The organism is Ruegeria sp. CH6, from assembly GCF_056537005.1.
Genome location: NZ_JBQFQS010000004.1, coordinates 245,951 through 266,557, shown reverse-complemented (window position 1 = coordinate 266,557; position 20,607 = coordinate 245,951). Strand labels below are relative to the sequence as shown.

The following is a 20,607-nucleotide window of genomic DNA, read 5'->3' as shown; positions in this document are numbered from 1 at the left end:
CGATTCTAAGCGAACCTTCTTCCCCGGCAATTTTCAGTTTGAAGAGCCAAAGTTGCTTAACTCTGCTCGCTTCCCGTTTCATCTATCCCAACTGCATGAGGTTTGGCCTTCACCCCTTTCAACATCTTTAGCACTTCGGCTTTCCAACCCGCTTTGATCTTCAAAGCCAATTGAGACGGTGGACGGTGATCGGGCTCGAGAAGCGCGTATTCGTATCTTAGTGGTTTCTCAAAGGGTAAAAACGCGACCTTTCCGTTTGACAGATTTAGTTCTTGTTCAGTCGCTACGGTCAGCGGGTCCACGATCGAGTAACACTGACCAGAACTCACGAATGGTATCAATGGCAGAAAGTACTGGCAGGTCACCGTTGGATTATAGTCAGCTGAAACATCCTCAAACTCTTGTCTAATTTTGCGCTGGAATGGATGCGTGGCATGCAACCCTCCCATGGGAGCCCCGTCGAGGTCGGAAATGCTTATGATCTTGCGGGAAGCAAGCGGGCTATCACTGTCAACGGCACAAAAACAGTCTGCCCGGATCAGTTCGGTGGAATACTGAGGCTCTTTCCCGGCTGAATGCTCGAAATCCGCAAAGCCGAAATCAATATTCTGGGTCCCTGCAAGCTCCATAATCTGAGGCGAACTGCGCGTGGACAAAGTGATACGTATCTCGGGGTTCTCACCAACCGACTGGCTAATAAAACGCGGGAACAAGAAGGCAGACGGGCCAGGCATTGTAGCGATATTGAGGCTGCCGGAATGCCCCTTGATCAATCCTTCCATTGTGCTGGAAATTGCCGCAAGTCGGTCCAAAATACCTGTGGTTTCAGCTAAAAGGTAATGCGCCTCAGGTACGGGCACCAATCGTCGTCCCTTGCGCTCGAACAGGGTCAGCCCCAGTGCCTTTTCAAGATTCTTCAATGCAAGGCTGATCGCGGGCTGAGTGCGGTTCAGTTTCTTGGCAGTCTGCGAGATGGAGCCGGTTTCCATCACCTCGCGAAATACGGTGAGCTGTGTCAGGTTCATACTCAATACATAAGCGAAACCTTAGTTTTGTGAAATATAACAAATTTGTATTTATGATAATTCTCACTAGGCTTTCAGGATCGAAGTTCGGATCAACCGAATCCAACGAACCAACGACGGAGACTACAATGAAATTTGTGAAGTGTTTGACAGGCCTTGCATTGGCTGGCGCCTTAGCCGCACCCGCGCTGGCGCAGGACCCGACGTTTTTCCGCATCGGCACCGGTGGTGCTGGCGGAACCTATTTCCCCATTGGCGGCACCATCGCAAACGGTATCTCCGCCCCTCCGGGGTCGCGTCCGTGTGAAGAGGGCGGACAGTGCGGTGTTCCGGGTCTGATCGCGATTGCGCAATCCACCACCGCGTCTGTCTTTAACAATGCCGCCGTTCAAAACGGCGAGTTGGAGGCCGGTCTGGCCGCCGCCGACGTCACGCGTTCGATGTATCTGGGTGAAGGCAAGTTTGAGGGCAAACCTCACCCCAACCTGCGCATCGTGGCCAACCTGTTCCCCGAGGACCTGCATCTTGTTCTGCCAGCCGGATCAACGATCAACGATCTGAGCGATCTGGAAGGCAAGCGCGTTGGTATCGCGCAGGCTGGTTCCGGCACGCAGGTTGCCGTGCTGCAGATGCTGGACGCCTGGGGCGTCAACCGTGAAAACATGGACGAAGCCGAACTGAACAACAGCCAGAGCGCCGAACGTTTGGCCGACGGTCAGCTGGACGCCTATTTCTATGCTGCGGGCTGGCCGGTTGCCGCGATGGTGCAGCTGTCCTCGACCAAGGGCATGAACCTGCATTCCTTCTCGGACGAAGATCTGGCGAAGATCAATGAGATAATCCCGGCCTATATCCCCTCGGCCATTCCGGGCGGTGTCTATGAAGGGATCGACGCCGAGACCAAAACCCCCGCGGTCAGCGCGATGCTGGTTGTATCCTCAGATTTGTCTGACGAACTGGTCTATGAGCTGACCAAAGCCCTGTGGAACGACAACACCCGCAAACTGCTGGATAACGGCCATGCTAAGGGCAAGCAGATCACTGCTGAGACAGCGCTGGACGGTGTCGAGGCGCTGGGTGTTCCGCTGCATCCGGGCGCTGAGAAGTTCTATAAAGAAGCCGGACTTCTTCAGTAATTCAGCCTTACACAGCTTAAACGTCCGGTGTCCCTTTTGGGGCACCGGGTACTCTAAATACGCGTAATCAGGGGGGCCATCATGTCCGAGACACAGAAACTTGATGACCACGAGCTGACAGCCGAGGAACTGGCTGCCATCGAAGAACAATTCGACGAAGGTGCCGCCGTCCGGCAGGTTACACCGACGACCGGCAAGGTTCTGCGTGTCGTTGCCCTGATCTTTGCATTCTATGAATTCTTCACGGCCGGGTTTGGCCTGCCGGCCGACCACTGGCATATGGGCATCTATCTGGCCCTGCTGTTCATTCTGGTCTACGCGACTATCCCGATTATCGGGGCAAAAAGCCTCTATGCGCTCAAGGTGAGCCGGTTCCGCATCGGAAACATCCCCCTTTACGATCTGGTCTTCATGGCGCTGGGGATCGTGGCGGCCCTGTATGTGGGTGTCGCCTGGCGCGGTATTCCGTTTCTGGGGATCGAGGAACAGACGTTCCGCATGGGCAACCCCAACACTTACGATGTGATTTTGGGCGTGATCATCATCCTGCTGGTATTGGACATCGCGCGCCGCACGTTGGGCTGGGTGCTGCCACTGATCATCTGTGTCTTTATCTCTTACGCCCTGCTTGGGCCGTATTTCCCCGGCCTGCTGCAGCATCCCGGCGTGAACTTCAAAACTTTCGTGTCGTCGATGTACTTCCCGCAAGAGGGCATCTACGGCGTCACCCTTTGGGTTGTTTCGACCATCGTGTTCCATTTCGTGCTGTTTGGCGTGATCGCGCAGCGCACGGGGTTGGGACAGCTTTTCATCGATAACGCAACGATTTTGGCGGGCCGTTATACCGGCGGTCCGGCAAAAGTGTCGGTGGTATCCTCGGCCTTCTTCGGCACGATTTCGGGCTCTTCGGTGGCCAACACCGTTTCGACCGGCGCGCTGACAATTCCCAACATGAAGCGCCTTGGATACCCCGGCCATTTTGCGGGCGGGGTCGAGGCTGCGTCGTCGGCCGGTGGTCAGATCACTCCGCCGATCATGGGTGCAGCCGCCTTCATCATGGCCGAGTTCCTCGAGGTTCCCTACACAACCATCGTAATCGCGGCGATCTTCCCGGCGATCCTGCACTATGTCGGCGTCTTTGCCGTGGTGCACCTAATGGCGCGCAAGCTGAACCTGAAAGGTCTGGCAAAAGAACAACTGCCGCAGCTCAAGGCTGTCTGGGCAGAGGGTTGGGCCAATATAGTACCCCTGATCGGGCTGCTGGTGGTTTTGTTCACTGGCTACACACCCTTCATGTCGGCCTTCTGCGGCATATCGCTGGCGGTGATCGCGGGCATGTCGCGCATCAAGCAACCGCCAACACTGATCTATGCGGCGGCGTTCCTTGCTTTCGTGCTTTGGAAGTTCTCTGATGGTGGATTCGATCTGACCATGACGGCCATTCTTTGCGGCCTGTCAGTGATCGCTACGCTGAACCCCCAGAAACGGATCGAAGTGCCCGAGATGCTGGCCGCGGTCGAGTTGGGCGTGAAATACTCGCTGGCGGTGGGGGCCGCTGCCGCCGCTGTCGGCATCGTGGTGGGTGTCATCAACACCACCGGCATCGGCTTTCGCATCGGCTTCATGGTTACGCAGGGCGCGGGCAATCTGGCAACCGACCTCTACAACATGACCTCGTTTGGCAGCTTCCAGCTATTTGCTATGGAAGACCTGCAGTTGTTCATCTCGCTGGTCTTCATTGCTGTTGTCTGCATCCTGATGGGCGCAGGCATCCCGACAACTGCGCTGTATATCATGCTGGTATCCGTTGCGCAGCCCGCACTTGCACAGCTTGGTGTCCCGCCCATCGCAAGCCACCTGTTCGTGCTGTATTACGGCGTGGTGTCCGAGATCACCCCACCTGTCTGTACCTCGGCCTATGCGGCCGCAGCGATTGCCAACTCGAACCCGTTCCGAACCGGGTTATCGGCCTTCACCCTTGGACTGGGCAAAGTCATCGCCCCGATGGCCTTTGTCTATGCGCCGGTCTTGCTGTTCGTGTCCTCAACCGGGTTCAATCTGTGGGAGTTCACCTATACCGCAACAAGCTGTATCGCCGGTGTTATCGCCCTGTCGGCCGCTGTCGTGGGCTATTGGCTGAAACCGATGAATATTGCAGGTCGGGTTCTGATGGCTATTGCGGGGATCATCTTCGTTGCGCCAAGTCTGACAGCGGACCTGATCGCTCTGGCCGTGGCCTCCCCTGTCATTGTAACCCAGTTGATCGCGCGCAGCCGCAGTCAATCTCCGGCCTGATGCGATGACGGAACAAGTGACCATCATCGGCGCTGGGATCGTCGGCATTTGCTGTGCCCTGTCACTGCAGGAACGCGGCATCCCGGTTCGGCTGATCGACCGAGGTGAACCCGGGCAGGAAACTTCGTTCGGAAATGCTGGTGTGGTGTCGCCGTGGTCGATCATTCCACAGGCAGTTCCAGGCATTTGGAAGAAACTTCCCCAAATGCTGCTGGATCCGAAAAGCGCGCTATCGGTCCGGACGTCATTCTGGCCCAGGATGATCCCATGGGGGATGCGTTTTCTTGGCAAGTCCGACGAGGGGTCTGTGCGCGAAGTCTCGGATGCGATGGAGATTTTGTGCCGCCCGTCCATCGATCTATATCGTCGGCATCTGCAAGGCACTGGGCACGAAGACCTGATCGCCGACAGCTACTATATCCACGCGTTCCGCAACCCGGAAGAGGCCGACCTGGATGGGCTTGGTTATCTGATCCGCCGGGAAAAGGGAGGTGAGTTGGAGCGTGTAGGCGGCACTGAGTTAAGACACCTGGAACCCGCGCTATCTGAAGAATTCAAAGCCGCAATTGTGATCAAAGGACAGGCGCGCGCGACTTCGCCGGGTCGTTTGGGTGCGGTTCTGGCCGAAAAAGCGCGTGCGCAAGGGGCCGAATTCGTGCGATCCGAAGTCACCAAGCTGACACGCAACGAAGAAGGCAATTGGCAGATCGCCACGTTGCAAAACACATTGCACGCGCGCCAGGTTGTTCTGGCGGCCGGAGTCTGGTCTGCTGACCTTCTGAGACCTCTCGGTTTATCTGTGCCGCTCGTTGCCGAGAGGGGCTACCATGTTGAATTCCCAAGCCCTTCAGCTGTGTTGAACAATTCAATCATGGATGTGGATGCAAAGGTCGTCGCGAGCTCAATGCAAGGCGGTCTCAGGGTCGCTGGTACGGCCGAATTTGGCAGTGTCGATGCCCCAGCCGATCCGCGCAAAGAAAAGATACTGATCGATCAGGCCAAGTCTTTGGTGCCGGATCTCAATACCGAAGATGCACAGTTCTGGATGGGACGGCGTCCCTCTTTTCCCGATAGCCTGCCCGCAATAGGACCGCTCGATGGCAAAGACGGGCTCTACGCTGCGTTCGGGCATTCTCATTATGGCCTGATGATGGCGCCAAAGACCGGAGAGCTTGTGGCGGATCTCATGTCCGATCGCAGCCCAAATATCAATCTGGACCCATTCTTGCTGGCCCGTTTCTAAATCTTCAATTCGAAAGGATCTTTGCATCATGCCAATCTACGAAGGCGGCCAGAATATCTGCGGGGCTTCGATCGGGGTTTTGTGCCTTGAAAGCTATTTCCCGAAACCGCCCGGGCATATCAAGAATCCGTCCAGTCTGCCATTTCCGGTGCTCTATGAAATGATCGACGGCATTACGGTCCCGACACTGCTCAACAACCCGACGCCTGAGTTGCTCGCCCCCTTTATTGAGGGCGCAAGACGGCTTGAAGCTGAGGGCGTTCGGGCCATCACTGGAAGCTGCGGTTTTCTGGCCTTGTTTCAAAAGGAACTGGCCGCAGCGGTTTCCATTCCCGTCTTCGCGTCCAGTCTGATCCAGGTGCCACTGGCCTTTCACATGACCGGAGCGAATGCCCCGGTAGGCGTGCTAACCGCAGATGCATCAGCACTGACACCGAGGCATTTCGAAGGTGTCGGGGCTGCTGGTATTCCTGTCGCGGTGCAAGGGTTGGAGGATACCAGCGAATTCGCTGAGGTTATCCTGAGGAACACGCGGACCCGCATGGACACTGATCTGATCGAGGCCGAAGTTCTTGGGGCCGCGCGGCGACTCAAACAACAAACACCTGAAATACGGTCGCTGGTGCTGGAGTGTACTGATTTGCCTCCATATGCCGCGCGCCTTCAGGAAGAGCTTCAGCTTCCAGTCTTCGATTTGACGACACTGGCGCAGATGGCACATACCGTTGCGACGCGCCAAGCCTATACCGGCATCATGCCTTGGGCGTAACGAGACATCAGTATCGCGCGGGACGTGGGGGGGTTAGTGTCCGTTGACTTTGCCATCCTGATGGCTGCCATCGGCCTTGGCGCAATGCTGCAAGTCGGTGTTGGCATCGGGTTTAGCATCCTTGCGGGGCCGCCGATGATGATCCTGCTTGGGACTTCAACAGCGGTTCCCTTGTTGCTGCTGTTGAACACCCTTATTTCAGCAGTAGCAACGGACAGGCACGTGCTCAGGTCCGACAGACAGACAATTCGCACGGCAATTTTAGGATGCCTCGCCGGAGTCATCGCGGGGCTCGCAATCTACCCCTTGCTGAGTGAGGCGTTTGTCCTGGCATTGACGGCCAGCCTGTTGCTGATCGGGCTTATTACGACCTTGCTGCCCTTGCGGCGTTCAATTGGAACAGCGGGATTTTCAACCGTCTCTGGATTGTCTGGGCTGGCAACCGTTTGGGCGGCGACGCCCGGTCCCCTGATGGTTTTCGGATTGATTGCGAAAGGCCGCTCAGCCAAAGAGGTTGCAAAGCTGGTGCAACCCATTGCGCTTGTGGCGTACGGCATAGCGTTCCTGTTGCATAGCCTGTCTCAGCCACAGGCGTTCACTTATGGACCACAACTATGGGTTTTCGTCGCACTCACACTGATTGGTAGCCTTCTCGGTCGCGTCATAGGCCCTTATTTGGCACAATCGCTAGTCACTGCAGCTATCCGCGTAGTTTCTTTGATAGCCTGCGGTGTTCTCTCTCATCGCGCATTTACGATCGCGTAAAATCGAAGGGCAGACGATGACACAAAGAAATAACTTGGACAGATTTCCGCGAGCCCAGCTCATGTCTGGTGCAACACCTTTGGAACGGTTGGACAGATTGTCTCTAGAATTGGGGATAGACCTTTGGCTTAAACGCGATGATCTGACCGGTCTGGGGTTCGGTGGAAACAAAACACGGCAGCTCGAGTTCTATTTTGGGGACGCCCTTCAGCAAGGTGCCGATACCATTTTGATTACCGGTGCAGTTCAGTCCAACTTCGTTCGGTCCGCGGCAGCCGCTGCCGCCAAATTAGGAATGCAGTCCGTGCTGCAACTGGAAGAGCGTGTGCCGGATATGGGCAAGGAATACTACAGTTCTGGGAATGTCTTGTTGGCTCAGATTCTAGGCGCTGAACATATGAGCTATCCTGAGGGTGAGGACGAAACAGGCGCGGATGCTGCGTTGCACGCGCGCGCCGACGAACTGAAAGCTCAGGGGCGCAAACCATATGTCATACACTTGGGATTGAACCACCCACCCTTAGGTGCCTTGGGCTATGTCGTTGCCGGACAGGAATTGTCCCAGCAGATGCAGGATATTGATGCCGTCGTCGTCCCGTCTGGTAGCGGAGCCACACATGGAGGCTTGTTGACAGGAATAGCCTTGGAAGAAAACGATGCTTCCGTTTTTGGGGTCTGCGTGCGCCGGGATCGCAAAAAACAACAGGCCCGAATGAATACCGTTCTGCAGAAACTGGCGGATTTGCTGGATATCAACGCAGCACCCCTGCAGGACCGGATAAACGTTCTGGATGAGGCGCTGCCCCCGGGGTATGGCAAACTAAGTGGAATGACCCACGCGGCTCTAAAAAAGATGGCGCGCACAGAAGGAATATTCCTCGACCCAGTCTATTCCGCAAAAACCTTTGCCGGGTTGTTGCATCTGGTGACCGTAGGTGAAATCCAACCCGGGCAGAAAGTCGTCATGTTACACACTGGCGGGTTGCCTGCGCTCTTTGGGTACCAAAACGAACTGACAAACGACCAACCATAAAACCAGCCAACACTGTCCCGAAAGCCCAGCAAGACGCAATAAATCTTATCTGCCAATCGCCATTTGGCATCACACAACATCACTCAAGCTTCCCAAAACTGGAAGGGTACAAAACATGACTATCACTCGGATCGAAACCGGCCAGCGCATGAGCCGGATCGTCAAACACAACGGCGTAGCTTATCTTTGCGGCCAGACCTCGGACGCAGCTACAGTATCCGAGCAAACGCGCGATATCCTGGCCAAAGTTGAAGACCTGCTGATCAAAGCCGGCAGTGACAAGACCCGTATTCTTAAATGTGAAATCTGGCTGGCCGACATGGCTGATTTTGCCGAGATGAATGCTGTTTGGGATGCTTGGGTGCCCGAAGGCCATGCTCCAGCCCGGGCATGCGGAGAGTCGAAACTTGCTCGTAGCGTATTGAAAGTAGAAATGATTGTCACAGCTGCTTATGACTAATCCTCTTTCAGGCAGAGCCGGTAAGATCGGTGAAGTGCATTGTGAGGTATGGCAGGCATAAGCTCTCGGGATTGCTCCGTTGGTAGCAGAGTTTTATTGCCTGCCGACTAAATGCGGCCCCAACAGCGCTCAAGCCGAGTGAGAGGCTCTTTTCAGGGGTATCCTGAGCTTAGCACTGAGTCCTCACGCAATTCAGCCTTTAGTGGCTGTTTTTGGTCATGAATTTATGGTGTTGAATGCTTGCTCTGAAGGTCATGTGTGGATGTTGGCATTGATGCAGCGAAGGCCTGCTTTCACTGCTCATAGCGCACTTAGGGGGCAGTTCTGTCGCTTGACACTAGGCAACTATGTAAAAAGTACGCTGGTGCCGTTTCTCAGCCCCCTACCCTTCTTGGTCCAGTTTTAGCCAATAGCGTGTATACCGAAGTTCACCCGTTCGGGTCAGAGCACCCTTCTCTACCAGATCATGCAGATCGCGCGTCGCGGTAGCGCGCGACGTTCCGGTGATCGATATATAGTTCTCAGCGCTCAGCCCCCCGTTGAACCCGTCCGGCCCAGCTTTGAACAAACGGGCTATTACCTTGTTTTGACGGGCGTTGAACTGATTGCGATACCGGTCATAAAAATGCGTCTTGGAGATAAAGAAACCAACCCGGTCGAGAGTCACTTGCTGTGCTTTCAGGACGGTTTCGGCAAACCAGATGAGCCATGATGTGACGTCCAGCGTCTTTTGGTGGCGTTCAAGTTGGTCGTAGTAAGCCTTCCGCTCTCGCTCAATCGTGAAAGCCAGCGCGATAAGGCTTGGCTGACCAATATTCTGTGCCAGAGACTTTTCAGCCAACGCCCTGCCCAACCGGCCATTGCCGTCTTCAAAAGGGTGAATGCTCTCAAAATATAGGTGGCTCAACCCGGCGCGGATCAGTGCTCGCAGCGGTTTGGGACCATCTGGTGCAGTGCGGTTGAACCAGTCTACGAACTGGTCCATTTCAGTTGGAATACGATGTGAAGGTGGTGCTTCGAAATGCACCGTTGGGCGGTCTAATCGGCCTGATACGATTTGCATCGCATCCTCGTGGCTCCGGTAGGCTCCAATCGTCTCTAACTGCTTGTCATACGAAAGCAACATGTCATGCCACCGAAAAAGGGTGCTGTGTGACAGTGGCTCCGAATAGTTGGAGTAAACATCCACCATCATCTCAGAAACCCCCTGCTCACGAGGTTTGGATGGATAGCTGTCAGGGGTCAGTCCAAGATGCCGACGCAAGGACGACTGCACGCTAAGCCGATCCAGCATCTCACCTTCGATCGCGCTGGTTTTCAGCGCTTCTTCGCTCAGAAGGTCGATATGCAATTGGTCTCGATCCAACGCGTTTACATGATGTACCGCACCTATAACTTCCCCTGACGACAACAGGAACTGTTGTTCGTAAGGTTCAAGTCTTGCGGCGTCGTAACAAAATGTCGGCCAATTTGGGTTCTGCCAGTTCCACATCTTGAGGTATAATAACCCACTCTATAACTCACTATTTATGTAATTATGATCCATAGAGGTCAATCCTATAGCTCATCTTCCCTATTACTGTTCGATCCAACCGTCCGCTAGAATGGGCAATCTGCGAACGCACTGCTCCTCTATGTTGAATAGAATCTGATGAGCATTAGAGGTCCGAGACAGCATTGCCTTTAGAGATGCTCTCACTTTTCGAACCTGGCCAGAAGAGAAAGCTAATAAGCCCTAGGAGACCAAGTTTTCTCCGCAGGTTGAAAGGTCTAGCGCAGTACATCGTCCCTATCGACAGAGTGGTGACTGCATCTTTGTTAACTTTCTGTAAGTCGGGATCCCTGACCTATAATGCGCAATATTCCATCATTTTGGGGATCACATGGAAAGCACGTTTAAGGTACCCATTTCCGGGATGACCTGCAGCTGACCGTTTGAAGGACCGACCGCAGGCCTTTATTGGGTTTCGCAACGAAACTAGTTCAGCTTTCGGGCGATTTCACCCAATAGCTTTTGAGCTTCTTCGACGGAAATCGACCGCCCTCGAATACGAATACGCAACTCATCTGAGGTCACTTCGGCGCGCATGTCACCTCCGCCCGACAATGCCTGTGAGGGAATGCGCTGGACCTGTTGTGGACGACCGCCCTTGGCTTTGTCCTTGGACACCTCAGGAGCCTCTTTCAGCGCGGCCTCCAACAGCATCCACTCGGACTTCGGGTCTGCAACCGTCGCACCGGCCAAAGCTTCACGCAGTTTGCTTTGGGCACCATCACGCAAGGCCGCTGCCAGTTTCAGACCGGCTTTCTCGGTCAATGAAATCGGATGCTGCAACAAATCCCCAAGCGCCTCATGTACCACTGCGAAACTGCGCACCTTGGATCGCTTTGCTTTCGAGGCCGCTGCAAAGAGAACATCAACAGCGGCCTCGGTTGTTGGGAAGACCCCCTGCCCTGCTGCCAGAACCGCGATGCGTCCCCGCTCATACGGGCTGAGGTTTGCGCGCAGTTCGTTCTCTTCGACCATTGAGACATAAGCGCCCTGCCCCGTTCCGGCTTCGCGAATAAAGGCCGGGATCTCGGCAAAGCGCGGATCGGTTTCAGCGAGACGTCGAAACGCATCAAGGCGCCGGAACCCCGAAATCAGACCAAAACCATCGTCCACTTTCGTGACTTCGATTGGCGTACGTAACCCGTGAACGCGTAGCGACTCCAACAGTTCCGCCATCGCCTCTTCGTCTTCGACCATCCGGTCACGGCGAATAAAGTCGGCGTCGATTTGGTCCAGCGGCAGCATTTCTGCAACCAGACCGGCGTCCTGCGCATCGCGCCAGCGCGCCGCGTCACCCTGATCCTGCGCTAATGCGACCCGATCTGTCACAGCGGCCATACCATTCAGAGATGCGGCTTCACCGGCCACCTTGGCAATCGGGGGTGTTGTCGACTTGGTTTCAAACGGGCTGATCGAGGGTTTCGTCGCGAAACCTGCCTCCATCTGTTCCAGTTCAGTCGTATCCGGGGCGATCAGTCTTCTGCGTTTAGCCATCTGCCTCTCCTCCCATCTGTGCATCGCGCCACCAGCAACCGATCAGAACCTCTTTGAATTCCGCATAGGTCCGATCAAAGGTTTCTCGCCCGCGCACATAGGTGTCGCGGTTGAAATCGCGATAGTCTGCTTCGTAGATGCCGTTCACCTGCTCGCCAGCCTGCCCGACTAATGCCGTATAATCCTGCCGATAGGCATTCATAAAATCTCCGAAATACGCCTGGATTACGTTGGCCATGTCCGTCTGCTGGCTTGCATCGAACCGCGTGATTATCGCGCGCACTACATCCCATTCGAACTTTAGTTCCGGTAAACCAGCCGCGCGTTGCGCTGCATTCTCTCCATCTTCGATACTGGCGAAGGTGGTATAGAGCATGTCAAAGAACCGTCCGGTCGAGTCGAACTCAAGAAACGATGCCCCAAGCGGCACCAACAAAATGTCTGCCGCAGCCAGCGCATTGATCGTTAGGTACCCAAGAGCAGGAGGCGTATCGAGGAAAACGATGTCGTAATCATTCAGCACACCTTCATCCTGTAGGAAGTTCGTCAAGCCATCCCACAGCGGCCAGCTACGCAATCCCATGCGCCAGACCGGGATCTGAAATTCAGCCCAGTAAAGGTTCAGCTGAGCGCCAATCAGATCAATATTAGGCCAGTGGGTTTTCTGGATGACATCGCCGGGCAGTGTGGTCAGTGCCTCCTGCAATGTCTCATCCAACGGAATCTCAGGCTGACCAGCGGCGGTCCGAACGCGGTTTTCCTCTTGCACAGCACGCGCATAATCCTTGGCGATCAGAGGGAAGACCGTCTGCCATTCATCTGCGACCCGTCCCCCAAGTATGGATGTCATAGAACCCTGGCTGTCGAGATCGATCACCAGAACCTTGTAGCCATCCAGCGCAGCGGACATAGCCAGATGTGCAGCTGTCGAGGTTTTGCCTACGCCGCCCTTGAAATTGGCGACAGCTACAACCTTGGCTGGCAAACCTTCAGGCCGATAAGGAAGATACTCTTTGGTGCTGACACCTTCGGCTGCAAAGTGGCGTCTGAGCGTCAGGACCTCTTCCAGCGTAAACCATTTGGAACCCGCTTCCCCTTCGCCTTGCGGCAAATCGGGATTTGCTTTCAGAACGCGGCGCAGATGTGCTGGCGCGACGGGGATAAGATACTTGGTGATTTCCCAGATTGAGAAACGGCGAAGGCGCTTTTCGCCGTCAGGGGCATAGCCGCGCCGGGCAAGATCTTCGCGCCCTTTGGCGCAGAAAGCTGCGGCTTTAGCGAATCGAGAAGTCCCGATAGGATCAGGTAACTTCGTCGCTGAAATCTCGGGATCGAGATTCAAATAGGGCGGCAGGGGAGGTTGGGTGCTTTTTTTCACTGTCGATGCCTCAGATAATGTTCGCCTTACCGGCGTATATCGGGCAATGTAGCGAACATTTCGTTTCGAAGCTATCCTAGAATGCAGAGTTTTCCACAGAAGAAGCGCCCTTAGCCAGGTTTCGCCACGAAACCATTCAAATAGATAAGAACACAAGCGAACAAATCGTTTATTATCTTTAGATAGTTTACAATATTTAGCATGCTATTAGTTAACTAAAACAATTAGTTACACTAAATACGGTACCAAGATACGGTCTTAAGGGTACCTGTATACAGGATCAATGGTACCCGGATACAGGTGCTAGAGCGCCAGAATCCAGTAGCAAGGGTGCCGATTCGCAGGACATTGGAAATATTACCGTTTCAGGGTCTATTGTTGCGGTATCTGATCCGCTAGTCGAACCTGATTTGGGTGCTCGGACTCTTATTCAGGTCCCAGCCTGGGGACAACTCTGCCTCGCTGACTCTTAGGTACCTGTTTCCGGGATTTGCTTCATCCTGTATTTGGGCACCCAAACAAGATTGATCCATGGGTACCTTTTGTGCCACAAATACCAAAACGAGCAGTCAGGCAGAATCATGCCAGATACACAATTGGACATGGACCACCTTTCCGGCGCATTGCGACGGGAAACGGTGAAGAAGAACGTTGCCGCGATTCACATCAGCGGCAAGCTTTCGTTGTTGCAGCGAAAGCTATCGAATGTGTTGCTGCTCAATGCCTATGATGCGCTGACCTCTGCGACCACGCATACGATCGATGCCCGTACTCTGGCGATGATGGTCGGCTACAACTCGAATGATTTCGATACACTCCGCGCGAGCTTGCGAGCCCTGGCAGAAACCGTGGCCGAATGGGATATGCTCGATGAGCAAGGCAGACAGGAATGGGGGGTGTCATCGCTCCTTAGCTTTGCCAAGCTTAAGAATGGCGTGTGTGAATATGCGTATTCTCCGGCCTTGGCGCAAAAGCTGTATGACCCAAAGATCTACGCACTCATCAATGTGCATATTCAGCGTAACTTCAGCTCTGGTCACGGGCTGGCCCTTTATGAAAACTGCTACCGGTTTGTCCGCACAGGCTCGACCGGATGGTGGGCGCTTGATGTGTTCCGCAAGTTGATGGGGGTGGATGGCAGTGATTACTACTCCAGCTTCAAACACCTCAATGCCAAGATCATCAAGACAGCAGTTGCAGAGGTGAACAAAAGTTCGGACATTCTGATCGAGCCTGAGTTCCGCAAGAAGGGCCGCAGTGTCACGGACATTCGTTTTAGGATCAAAGGCAATCCGCAAAAAGCGATGTTCGAGATTGATGACAGCGATGGCGTACGCAATCTGGATGTCTACAAGACGCTGCGCAAACAGGGTGTCTCGGATCGTCTGGCACGTCAGTGGATCGCTGAGCATGGGGAAGACTATGTACAGCAAAAGCTCGACTATGTGACGGGGCAGGGGGACGTGAAATCGACGGTCGGGTATCTGTCGGCTGCTTTGCGTGACGACTATCAAGCGCCCGGGAAAGAAACACCACCAGAACCCAGCCCCGAAGCAATTGCCGCCGCGCGCCAGCGCGCTGAAGAAAAGGCGAAAGAAGATCAGGCCTTCGATGCACGCGCAGCTGAAAGAACAGAACGGGCGCGCAAACTTTCGATCGTCGAGGAACTGGTTTCGCGGCGAAACCCCACGCAAAGGGACGCTGATAAGCGGCTGTTCATGGCAGGACTAAGTGATGAGCTGGACCGTGAACATTTTCGTGCGCATGGTTGGCGGTCCGGATTGAACGCATCGGCGATATTTGATTTTTGGGAAGAACTGGAACCGGACGCATTCCAGTAAAAGAAACCCTCTGGCACAGGAAAGGCAGAGGGTTTCGTAGTCACCAGCCTTTATTGCTTTTTGAATGCGTCGCGCAGCGCGTCACCAAGTGCGCTGTGCTGCGCATTATGGCCAGATTTTGCGTGTTGTGATGATCGTGGTTTTGAGTGAGCATGTTGCTTCTTAGGCCCGCGAGAGGCCTGATCATCGCGGGCAGATGCACCACCGTCCTTGCGCATGGTCAGCCCAATGCGTTTGCGAGGCACGTCCACTTCGACAACGCGGACTTTGACAACCTGCCCGGTTTTGACCACCTCATGCGGATCTTTGACGAACCGGTCTGCCAATTGGCTGACGTGAACCAGACCGTCCTGATGAACGCCAATATCCACAAAGGCACCAAAGGCGGCGACATTTGTGACTGTCCCTTCCAGCACCATTCCGGGTTTTAGATCCGTGATCTCTTCGACGCCGTCCGTGAAAGAGGCGGTCACAAAGCTGGGGCGAGGGTCACGACCTGGTTTCTCGAGCTCGGCAAAGATGTCCCGCACGGTTGGCAGCCCGAATGTGTCATTTACGAATTGCTCGGCGCGCAGCCCTTTCAATGCACCGTCGTTCCCCATGATCTGGCGGATATCGCGTCCACAGGCAGCGACAACTCGTCGTGCAACGTCATAGGCCTCAGGGTGAACCGAAGAGGCGTCCAGCGGTTCGGCCCCGTCGCGAATGCGTAGGAAGCCCGCACATTGTTCAAAGGCGCGTGGTCCAAGTCGGGCCACATTCAGCAAATCCTTGCGTGATCCGAATGCGCCATTCAGATCGCGATGTGTGACAATTGCTTCGGCAAGACCCGGGCCAAGACCCGAGACATGAGAGAGCAGGGGAGCTGAAGCCGTGTTCAGATCGACCCCGACAGCGTTTACCACATCTTCGATCACTGACTCGAGCGATTGTGACAGGCGATGTTGGTCCACGTCGTGCTGGTACTGACCGACACCGATCGACTTGGGCTCGATCTTCACAAGTTCTGCCAGAGGATCCTGCAGGCGCCGGGCGATGGACACAGCACCACGCAGGGACACGTCCAGATCCGGGAATTCACGCGCCGCCAGTTCTGAGGCTGAATAGACCGAGGCACCGGCCTCGGACACGACAACCTTGGTTGGCGCTTTCACCGTTTTAGGCAACAGGCTGAGGGTGTCTGCCACCAGCCGCTCCGTCTCGCGGCTGGCAGTGCCATTGCCGATGGCAATCAGCTCGATCTTATGAGCGCTGATCAGGTTCAGAATAGCAGCCTGCGCGCCGCGCAGATCGTTCTTGGGCTGAAATGGATACAGTGTATCCGTCGCGACCACTTTGCCGGTTGCATCGACTACTGCTGCTTTCACTCCGGTCCGAATACCGGGGTCCAGACCCAACGTGGCGCGTGCCCCGGCAGGGGCGGCGAACAGTAAGTCCTTGAGATTGCGAGAGAAAACCTGAATTGCCTCATCTTGTGCGCGTGAGCGCAGATCAGCCATCAACTCAACCATCATCGACAGCGACAGTTTCACCCGCCAGGTCCAGCCCGCCACTTTGCGTAGCCATAGATCGCCCGGCTGATCGCTGCGCGTCTGCAGATGAGAGGCAACAATGGCTTCAGCCCTTGCCGCGCCTGCCTCGGGTTCCGGCGCGATATCCAGCGTCACAATTCCTTCTTTGGACGCGCGCAACATTGCCAGTGCACGGTGAGAGGGAACCTTTGCCCACAGCTCGGAGTGTTCAAAATAGTCGCTGAATTTGGCGCCTTCTTTGTCTTTGCCCTCTATCAGCTTAGAGGTCAGCAGGGCTTCGCTTTGCATGAAGCTCCGCAACTCACCCAGCAAAGTCGCGTTTTCTGTCAGGCGCTCGGTGATGATATCCCGGGCACCGTTCAGAGCGTCCCTTGTGGTTGGCACCGCTTCGGTCACGTAGGCTTCGGCCATCGTTTCGGGGTTTGCCGACCGGTCATTCAGGATTGCATCTACCAGCGGCTCCAACCCGTTTTCGCGCGCGATCATGGCCTTGGTGCGGCGTTTGGGTTTGTAGGGCAGATAGATGTCTTCCAACTGCGCTTTGGTATCAGCCTGCGCAATGGATTTGACCAGATCATCGGTCAGCTTTCCCTGATCCTTGATCGAGTTCAGGATCGTTTCACGCCGGGCCTCAAGCTCTCGCAGATAGGTCAGGCGATCAGCCAGCGTTCGTAGCTGGCTGTCATCCAGCCCGCCCGTTACCTCTTTACGGTAACGTGCGACAAAAGGCACGGTCGCCCCTTCATCCAGAAGCCTGACTGCGGCACCCACCTGCTCGGGTCGCGCGTTGATTTCCGTGGCGATAGTGCGGGCGATACGATCCAAAGGGGCCTCCTGAAATTCGGTTGGGAGAACTTCTTAGCCAGCAGGGCAGGGGAGGGAAAGAGCATCTGCCCGGCCCAAGAGAAAATTCGCCTTCTGCACAAATTCTGCACGACCGATACGCGGTGATCTGCACCTGTTCGGGCCAGACATGGTCGCACAAAAAAGGAGCAGATCATGGGACAGTATGTTGTACGGGGCGTTCCGGCCTCGGTGTTGCAAGACAGCTGGTGGCTGGACGAACCGGAAAATTCCCCGGACCGGTCTGATGGGACCACAAGTCCGAACAAGAAACTGGCCGGCGGTGCGCTCGCACTGTTGGTTGCATTGGCAGATGTGTTGTTTCTGGACTATGCGCCGGGGATTTCGCTGGCAGTGTTCGCGCTGGTTGTTGCGGGTTTAGTTTGGGTATTGCTGGGTCGGCGATCAGGTCTTTTTGGTCCGGCATTGCTTCTGATCCTCAGCGTTTTGCCTGTTGTGGAATATGTGCAGGCCTTGTCCATCGCTTTTCTGATTGGCGGATCGACAGTGGCGCTGTGCTGGGCTGTTTTGGGCAGCAGGCATGATCTGGGCGCTGCCGTCCGCCGGTTTCTGGGTCTGTGGCCTATTCTGGCTATCTGGCAATTGATCGGTGCGCTTCGCAATGGTCAGGCATTGCCTGACAAAGACAGAATTGGTCTGCAGTTTCTGCGGGCCTGGGCCTTTCCGATTGGGGGCGCTCTGGTTCTGGCGAGCCTGATGGTCTCGGCGAATCCCGTTCTGTTTGAATGGGTGGATGGTCTTTGGAGTTTTGATATCCGGTTTGAGCGGGTGCTGTTCTGGATTGGCACTGCGATAATGATCTGGCCTGTCCTGGCGGTTGCATCCCAGCCGGGAATACTGTCACCGAAGTCCGGGCCCGCCAAACAGCGAAAACTGCCGGCGATTGGGCTGAACGCGCAATCCGTGGCGAATGCATTGATCCTCTTCAATCTGATGCTGGCGGTTCAGACCGTAATGGATGCCTTTTTCCTGTGGGGTAATGTCGAATTGCCCGACGGTATGAGCCATGCCGAATATGCCCATCGCGGGGCATACCCCCTGTTGGTTACTGCCTTGCTCGCTGGCGCATTTGCATTGGCCGCGCGGCCTTATCTGACCGAGCGCAAGGGGTTAACCGGTTGGATGATGCTTTGGCTTGGGCAAAACGTTTTGTTGGTGATTTCGTCGATCCTGCGTCTGTCGATCTATGTGCAGGAATACGGTCTGACCTATCTGCGCATCCATGCGGCGATCTGGATGGGACTTGTTGCGGCGGGGCTTTGCCTGACTGCATGGCAAATCCTCAGAGGGCGGTCAAACAGATGGTTGCTGCTGCGATCTGCTGCCCTTGGACTTGTGGTCCTTTATGCGTGTTCATTTGTGAATTTTGCCGCTGTCATCGCCCGTGAAAACCTACGGCACACCGAACGATACGATGAGTACTATGTTTGCCAGCTGGGTCCGATGGCCTCGGCCGAGATTGCGGCCTCTCCGCGCCCGACGGGTTGCGCAATTTACCCCCCACATATTGACAACTGGCGCGAATGGGGGTTTCGCGTGGATCGGGTGAGCCGTAGTCTGAACGCTGAATTGGGATCGGAGACTGGCTATGAAAATCCTCGTCGTGGATGACGACCCGCGCCTGCGCGAGCTGGTTTCCATCACATTGGAGCGCGCCGGATACCAGGTCGTTACTGCGCGCGACGGGCAGATGGCCCTGACCCATGCCATGCGGGAGGCGCCTGATCTGGTTGTTCTGGATGTTGGCCTGCCCGAGTTGGATGGGCTGGAGGTCTGTCGAAGGCTGCGTGCGCGGTCGGACATACCGATCCTGTTTCTGACCGCACGCGATGATGAGATTGATCGGGTGCTGGGACTTGAACTCGGTGCGGATGATTATGTCACCAAGCCCTTCAGCCCGCGTGAGTTGGTGGCGCGAATCAAGGCCATTTTAAAGCGCAGTACAGTCCGTGGTGCTGCAACGGTTCTGCGCTATGGACCACTTGAATTGGACCCGACTGGGCATTCGGCAAAGGTGGAGGGCGAAGCACTGACGCTGACCGCGACTGAATTGTCGATCCTGCGGCGCTTGATGCAAACGCCCGAGGCAATTGTTTCGCGGCCGCAACTGATCGACGCCATTTATGGTTCAGGCAGCCCTGTCTCGGACCGTACGCTCGACAGTCACCTGCGAAATTTGCGGCGCAAGCTGGGGGATCAGGGCTGGGCAAGTGCGATTGAAACCGTGCACGGCATCGGGTTGCGGATGGGCCAATGGCAAGGCTAAGGCGTAAATGGCGCCCATCACTTGGTTTGGTTCTGGGTGGAGGATTGGCCGGAACATTGGCCTTGTCTTTGCTTGGCCTAATTGCCCTGCGTTATCTTGGCCCCGAGATTGGGTTTCGCAACGCTGCAATTCTGCTTGCCGTGTTGATTGGTCTGGCCACCGCATTTCTGGGATATTTGCTAGTACGTCTGTTGTTGAGGCCGATAACTGCACTGGCTGAGTATTCATCCGCTGTTCACAAGGGCGAATCTGCCTCGCCACCGGGTCATTACGGAACACAGGAGCTATCTCGCCTTGCAGGATCGGTTCTGGATATGGCGGCTACGCTGCAGAGGCGCGAGGCGTCGATCCGCAACTTCGCCGACCATGTGACGCATGAACTGAAAACGCCGGTTACAGCCGTGCGCGCCGCGGCAGAATTGCTGCAGGACGCAGAAGGGTTGGATGATCAGGATCGCGTCGTTTTGAATCAGATCATCGGTGCCAATGATCAGATGCAGACCCAACTGCGCGCTTTAAATCAGGTCGCCGCGTCTCGTGTGCCCGAGCATCACGGCCAAACAACACTTGCGGAGCTGGAGGCGACACTGCGCGATGAGTTTCCTGAAATTGAGCTGTCCATCGATGGTGCTGAGGTGCCGCAGCCCCTGGCTATTTCGGGCATGAAAGTGGTGTTTGGGCAGCTATTGGACAATGCGCGCCGCCATGGGGCAGGGCGGGTCAGCCTGACCTCGACCCCGGGGCGAGTGGTCGTGCAGGATGACGGCCCCGGCATTTCCGAAGGGAACCGGGACCGTATCTTTGCGCCATTCTTCACCACTGCGCGTGAACAGGGTGGCACAGGAATGGGTCTGAACATTACCTCAAATTTGCTGGCCGCACACGGTGCCCGGATCGATCTGGTTTCGTCCGATTATGGCGCCCGGTTTGAAATCCTGTTTCCGCAGGCCTGAA

At 55.5% G+C, this 20,607-nt stretch carries 16 protein-coding genes; 11 read left to right on the top strand and 5 right to left on the bottom strand.

Going from position 1 to position 20,607, the window contains the following annotated elements:
• Positions 1 to 56: 56 nt before the first annotated feature.
• Positions 57 to 1,025: a LysR family transcriptional regulator gene (locus tag ACR0CW_RS12085; protein ID WP_170333544.1), complete on the bottom strand. Its 969-nt coding sequence runs from the start codon at positions 1,023 to 1,025 to the stop codon at positions 57 to 59.
• Positions 1,026 to 1,153: 128 nt separating this feature from the next.
• On the opposite strand from ACR0CW_RS12085, the gene ACR0CW_RS12080 reads away from it, so the two are divergent.
• From ACR0CW_RS12080 to ACR0CW_RS12050, 7 genes are all read left to right on the top strand, one after another.
• Positions 1,154 to 2,161: a TAXI family TRAP transporter solute-binding subunit gene (locus ACR0CW_RS12080; RefSeq protein ID WP_480787973.1), complete on the top strand. Its 1,008-nt coding sequence runs from the start codon at positions 1,154 to 1,156 to the stop codon at positions 2,159 to 2,161.
• An 81-nt stretch (positions 2,162 to 2,242) separates the two neighbouring features.
• Positions 2,243 to 4,456, top strand: a complete 2,214-nt coding sequence (locus tag ACR0CW_RS12075; protein ID WP_480787972.1) for a TRAP transporter permease — start codon at positions 2,243 to 2,245, stop codon at positions 4,454 to 4,456.
• A gap of 4 nt (positions 4,457 to 4,460) precedes the next feature.
• Positions 4,461 to 5,699, top strand: coding sequence for an NAD(P)/FAD-dependent oxidoreductase (locus ACR0CW_RS12070; RefSeq protein ID WP_480787971.1), 1,239 nt, complete (start codon positions 4,461 to 4,463; stop codon positions 5,697 to 5,699).
• A gap of 28 nt (positions 5,700 to 5,727) precedes the next feature.
• Positions 5,728 to 6,468 (top strand): aspartate/glutamate racemase family protein, encoded by a 741-nt coding sequence (locus ACR0CW_RS12065; RefSeq protein WP_480787970.1) that lies wholly within the window; start codon positions 5,728 to 5,730, stop codon positions 6,466 to 6,468.
• A 36-nt stretch (positions 6,469 to 6,504) separates the two neighbouring features.
• Entirely contained in the window at positions 6,505 to 7,233 is a 729-nt protein-coding gene (locus tag ACR0CW_RS12060; RefSeq protein WP_480787969.1) for a TSUP family transporter, read from the top strand.
• 61 nt (positions 7,234 to 7,294) lie between these two features.
• The gene (locus tag ACR0CW_RS12055; protein WP_480787968.1) at positions 7,295 to 8,266 is read left to right on the top strand and encodes a D-cysteine desulfhydrase family protein; all 972 of its coding nucleotides are present in this window, start codon (positions 7,295 to 7,297) and stop codon (positions 8,264 to 8,266) included.
• A 115-nt stretch (positions 8,267 to 8,381) separates the two neighbouring features.
• On the top strand, positions 8,382 to 8,726 hold the full coding sequence (locus ACR0CW_RS12050) for a RidA family protein (RefSeq protein ID WP_155148518.1): 345 nt from the start codon (positions 8,382 to 8,384) through the stop codon (positions 8,724 to 8,726).
• A gap of 382 nt (positions 8,727 to 9,108) precedes the next feature.
• Here ACR0CW_RS12050 and ACR0CW_RS12045 read toward each other — a convergent pair whose 3' ends face one another.
• From ACR0CW_RS12045 to ACR0CW_RS12035, 3 genes are all read right to left on the bottom strand, one after another.
• The gene (locus ACR0CW_RS12045; protein ID WP_480787967.1) at positions 9,109 to 10,218 is read right to left on the bottom strand and encodes a DUF4172 domain-containing protein; all 1,110 of its coding nucleotides are present in this window, start codon (positions 10,216 to 10,218) and stop codon (positions 9,109 to 9,111) included.
• 486 nt (positions 10,219 to 10,704) lie between these two features.
• The gene (locus tag ACR0CW_RS12040) at positions 10,705 to 11,772 is read right to left on the bottom strand and encodes a ParB/RepB/Spo0J family partition protein (RefSeq protein ID WP_480787966.1); all 1,068 of its coding nucleotides are present in this window, start codon (positions 11,770 to 11,772) and stop codon (positions 10,705 to 10,707) included.
• The gene (locus ACR0CW_RS12035) at positions 11,765 to 13,150 is read right to left on the bottom strand and encodes an AAA family ATPase (RefSeq protein ID WP_480787965.1); all 1,386 of its coding nucleotides are present in this window, start codon (positions 13,148 to 13,150) and stop codon (positions 11,765 to 11,767) included. Before ACR0CW_RS12035 ends, ACR0CW_RS12040 begins: the two co-directional genes overlap by 8 nt.
• Positions 13,151 to 13,731: 581 nt before the next feature.
• On the opposite strand from ACR0CW_RS12035, the gene ACR0CW_RS12030 reads away from it, so the two are divergent.
• Positions 13,732 to 14,991, top strand: a complete 1,260-nt coding sequence (locus ACR0CW_RS12030) for a replication initiation protein (protein WP_480787964.1) — start codon at positions 13,732 to 13,734, stop codon at positions 14,989 to 14,991.
• Between the two features lie 50 nt (positions 14,992 to 15,041).
• On the opposite strand, the gene ACR0CW_RS12025 is transcribed toward ACR0CW_RS12030, so the two are convergent.
• Positions 15,042 to 17,348: a Tex family protein gene (locus ACR0CW_RS12025; protein WP_480787963.1), complete on the bottom strand. Its 2,307-nt coding sequence runs from the start codon at positions 17,346 to 17,348 to the stop codon at positions 15,042 to 15,044.
• 174 nt (positions 17,349 to 17,522) lie between these two features.
• Here ACR0CW_RS12025 and ACR0CW_RS12020 point away from each other — a divergent pair, with 174 nt between their 5' ends.
• The 3 genes from ACR0CW_RS12020 to ACR0CW_RS12010 are packed head-to-tail and all read left to right on the top strand — an operon-like array spanning position 17,523 to position 20,606.
• Positions 17,523 to 18,998, top strand: coding sequence for a DUF4153 domain-containing protein (locus ACR0CW_RS12020; RefSeq protein WP_480787962.1), 1,476 nt, complete (start codon positions 17,523 to 17,525; stop codon positions 18,996 to 18,998).
• Positions 18,976 to 19,653, top strand: coding sequence for a response regulator transcription factor (locus ACR0CW_RS12015; RefSeq protein WP_480787961.1), 678 nt, complete (start codon positions 18,976 to 18,978; stop codon positions 19,651 to 19,653). The genes ACR0CW_RS12020 and ACR0CW_RS12015 overlap by 23 nt, the downstream gene beginning before the upstream one ends.
• Positions 19,641 to 20,606 (top strand): sensor histidine kinase, encoded by a 966-nt coding sequence (locus tag ACR0CW_RS12010; RefSeq protein ID WP_480787960.1) that lies wholly within the window; start codon positions 19,641 to 19,643, stop codon positions 20,604 to 20,606. Before ACR0CW_RS12015 ends, ACR0CW_RS12010 begins: the two co-directional genes overlap by 13 nt.
• Position 20,607: the final 1 nt, after the last annotated feature.

Excerpts from the sequence above, each read along its gene's own strand:
- ACR0CW_RS12065 (WP_480787970.1), top strand. The coding sequence starts at position 5,728 with ATGCCAATCTACGAAGGCGGCCAGAATATCTGCGGGGCTTCGATCGGG.
- ACR0CW_RS12070 (WP_480787971.1), top strand. The coding sequence starts at position 4,461 with ATGACGGAACAAGTGACCATCATCGGCGCTGGGATCGTCGGCATTTGC.
- ACR0CW_RS12020 (WP_480787962.1), top strand. The coding sequence starts at position 17,523 with ATGGGACAGTATGTTGTACGGGGCGTTCCGGCCTCGGTGTTGCAAGAC.
- ACR0CW_RS12010 (WP_480787960.1), top strand. The coding sequence starts at position 19,641 with ATGGCAAGGCTAAGGCGTAAATGGCGCCCATCACTTGGTTTGGTTCTG.
- ACR0CW_RS12045 (WP_480787967.1), bottom strand. The coding sequence starts at position 10,218 with ATGTGGAACTGGCAGAACCCAAATTGGCCGACATTTTGTTACGACGCC.
- ACR0CW_RS12015 (WP_480787961.1), top strand. The coding sequence starts at position 18,976 with ATGAAAATCCTCGTCGTGGATGACGACCCGCGCCTGCGCGAGCTGGTT.
- ACR0CW_RS12040 (WP_480787966.1), bottom strand. The coding sequence starts at position 11,772 with ATGGCTAAACGCAGAAGACTGATCGCCCCGGATACGACTGAACTGGAA.
- ACR0CW_RS12080 (WP_480787973.1), top strand. The coding sequence starts at position 1,154 with ATGAAATTTGTGAAGTGTTTGACAGGCCTTGCATTGGCTGGCGCCTTA.
- ACR0CW_RS12055 (WP_480787968.1), top strand. The coding sequence starts at position 7,295 with ATGTCTGGTGCAACACCTTTGGAACGGTTGGACAGATTGTCTCTAGAA.
- ACR0CW_RS12050 (WP_155148518.1), top strand. The coding sequence starts at position 8,382 with ATGACTATCACTCGGATCGAAACCGGCCAGCGCATGAGCCGGATCGTC.
- ACR0CW_RS12030 (WP_480787964.1), top strand. The coding sequence starts at position 13,732 with ATGCCAGATACACAATTGGACATGGACCACCTTTCCGGCGCATTGCGA.
- ACR0CW_RS12085 (WP_170333544.1), bottom strand. The coding sequence starts at position 1,025 with ATGAACCTGACACAGCTCACCGTATTTCGCGAGGTGATGGAAACCGGC.
- ACR0CW_RS12075 (WP_480787972.1), top strand. The coding sequence starts at position 2,243 with ATGTCCGAGACACAGAAACTTGATGACCACGAGCTGACAGCCGAGGAA.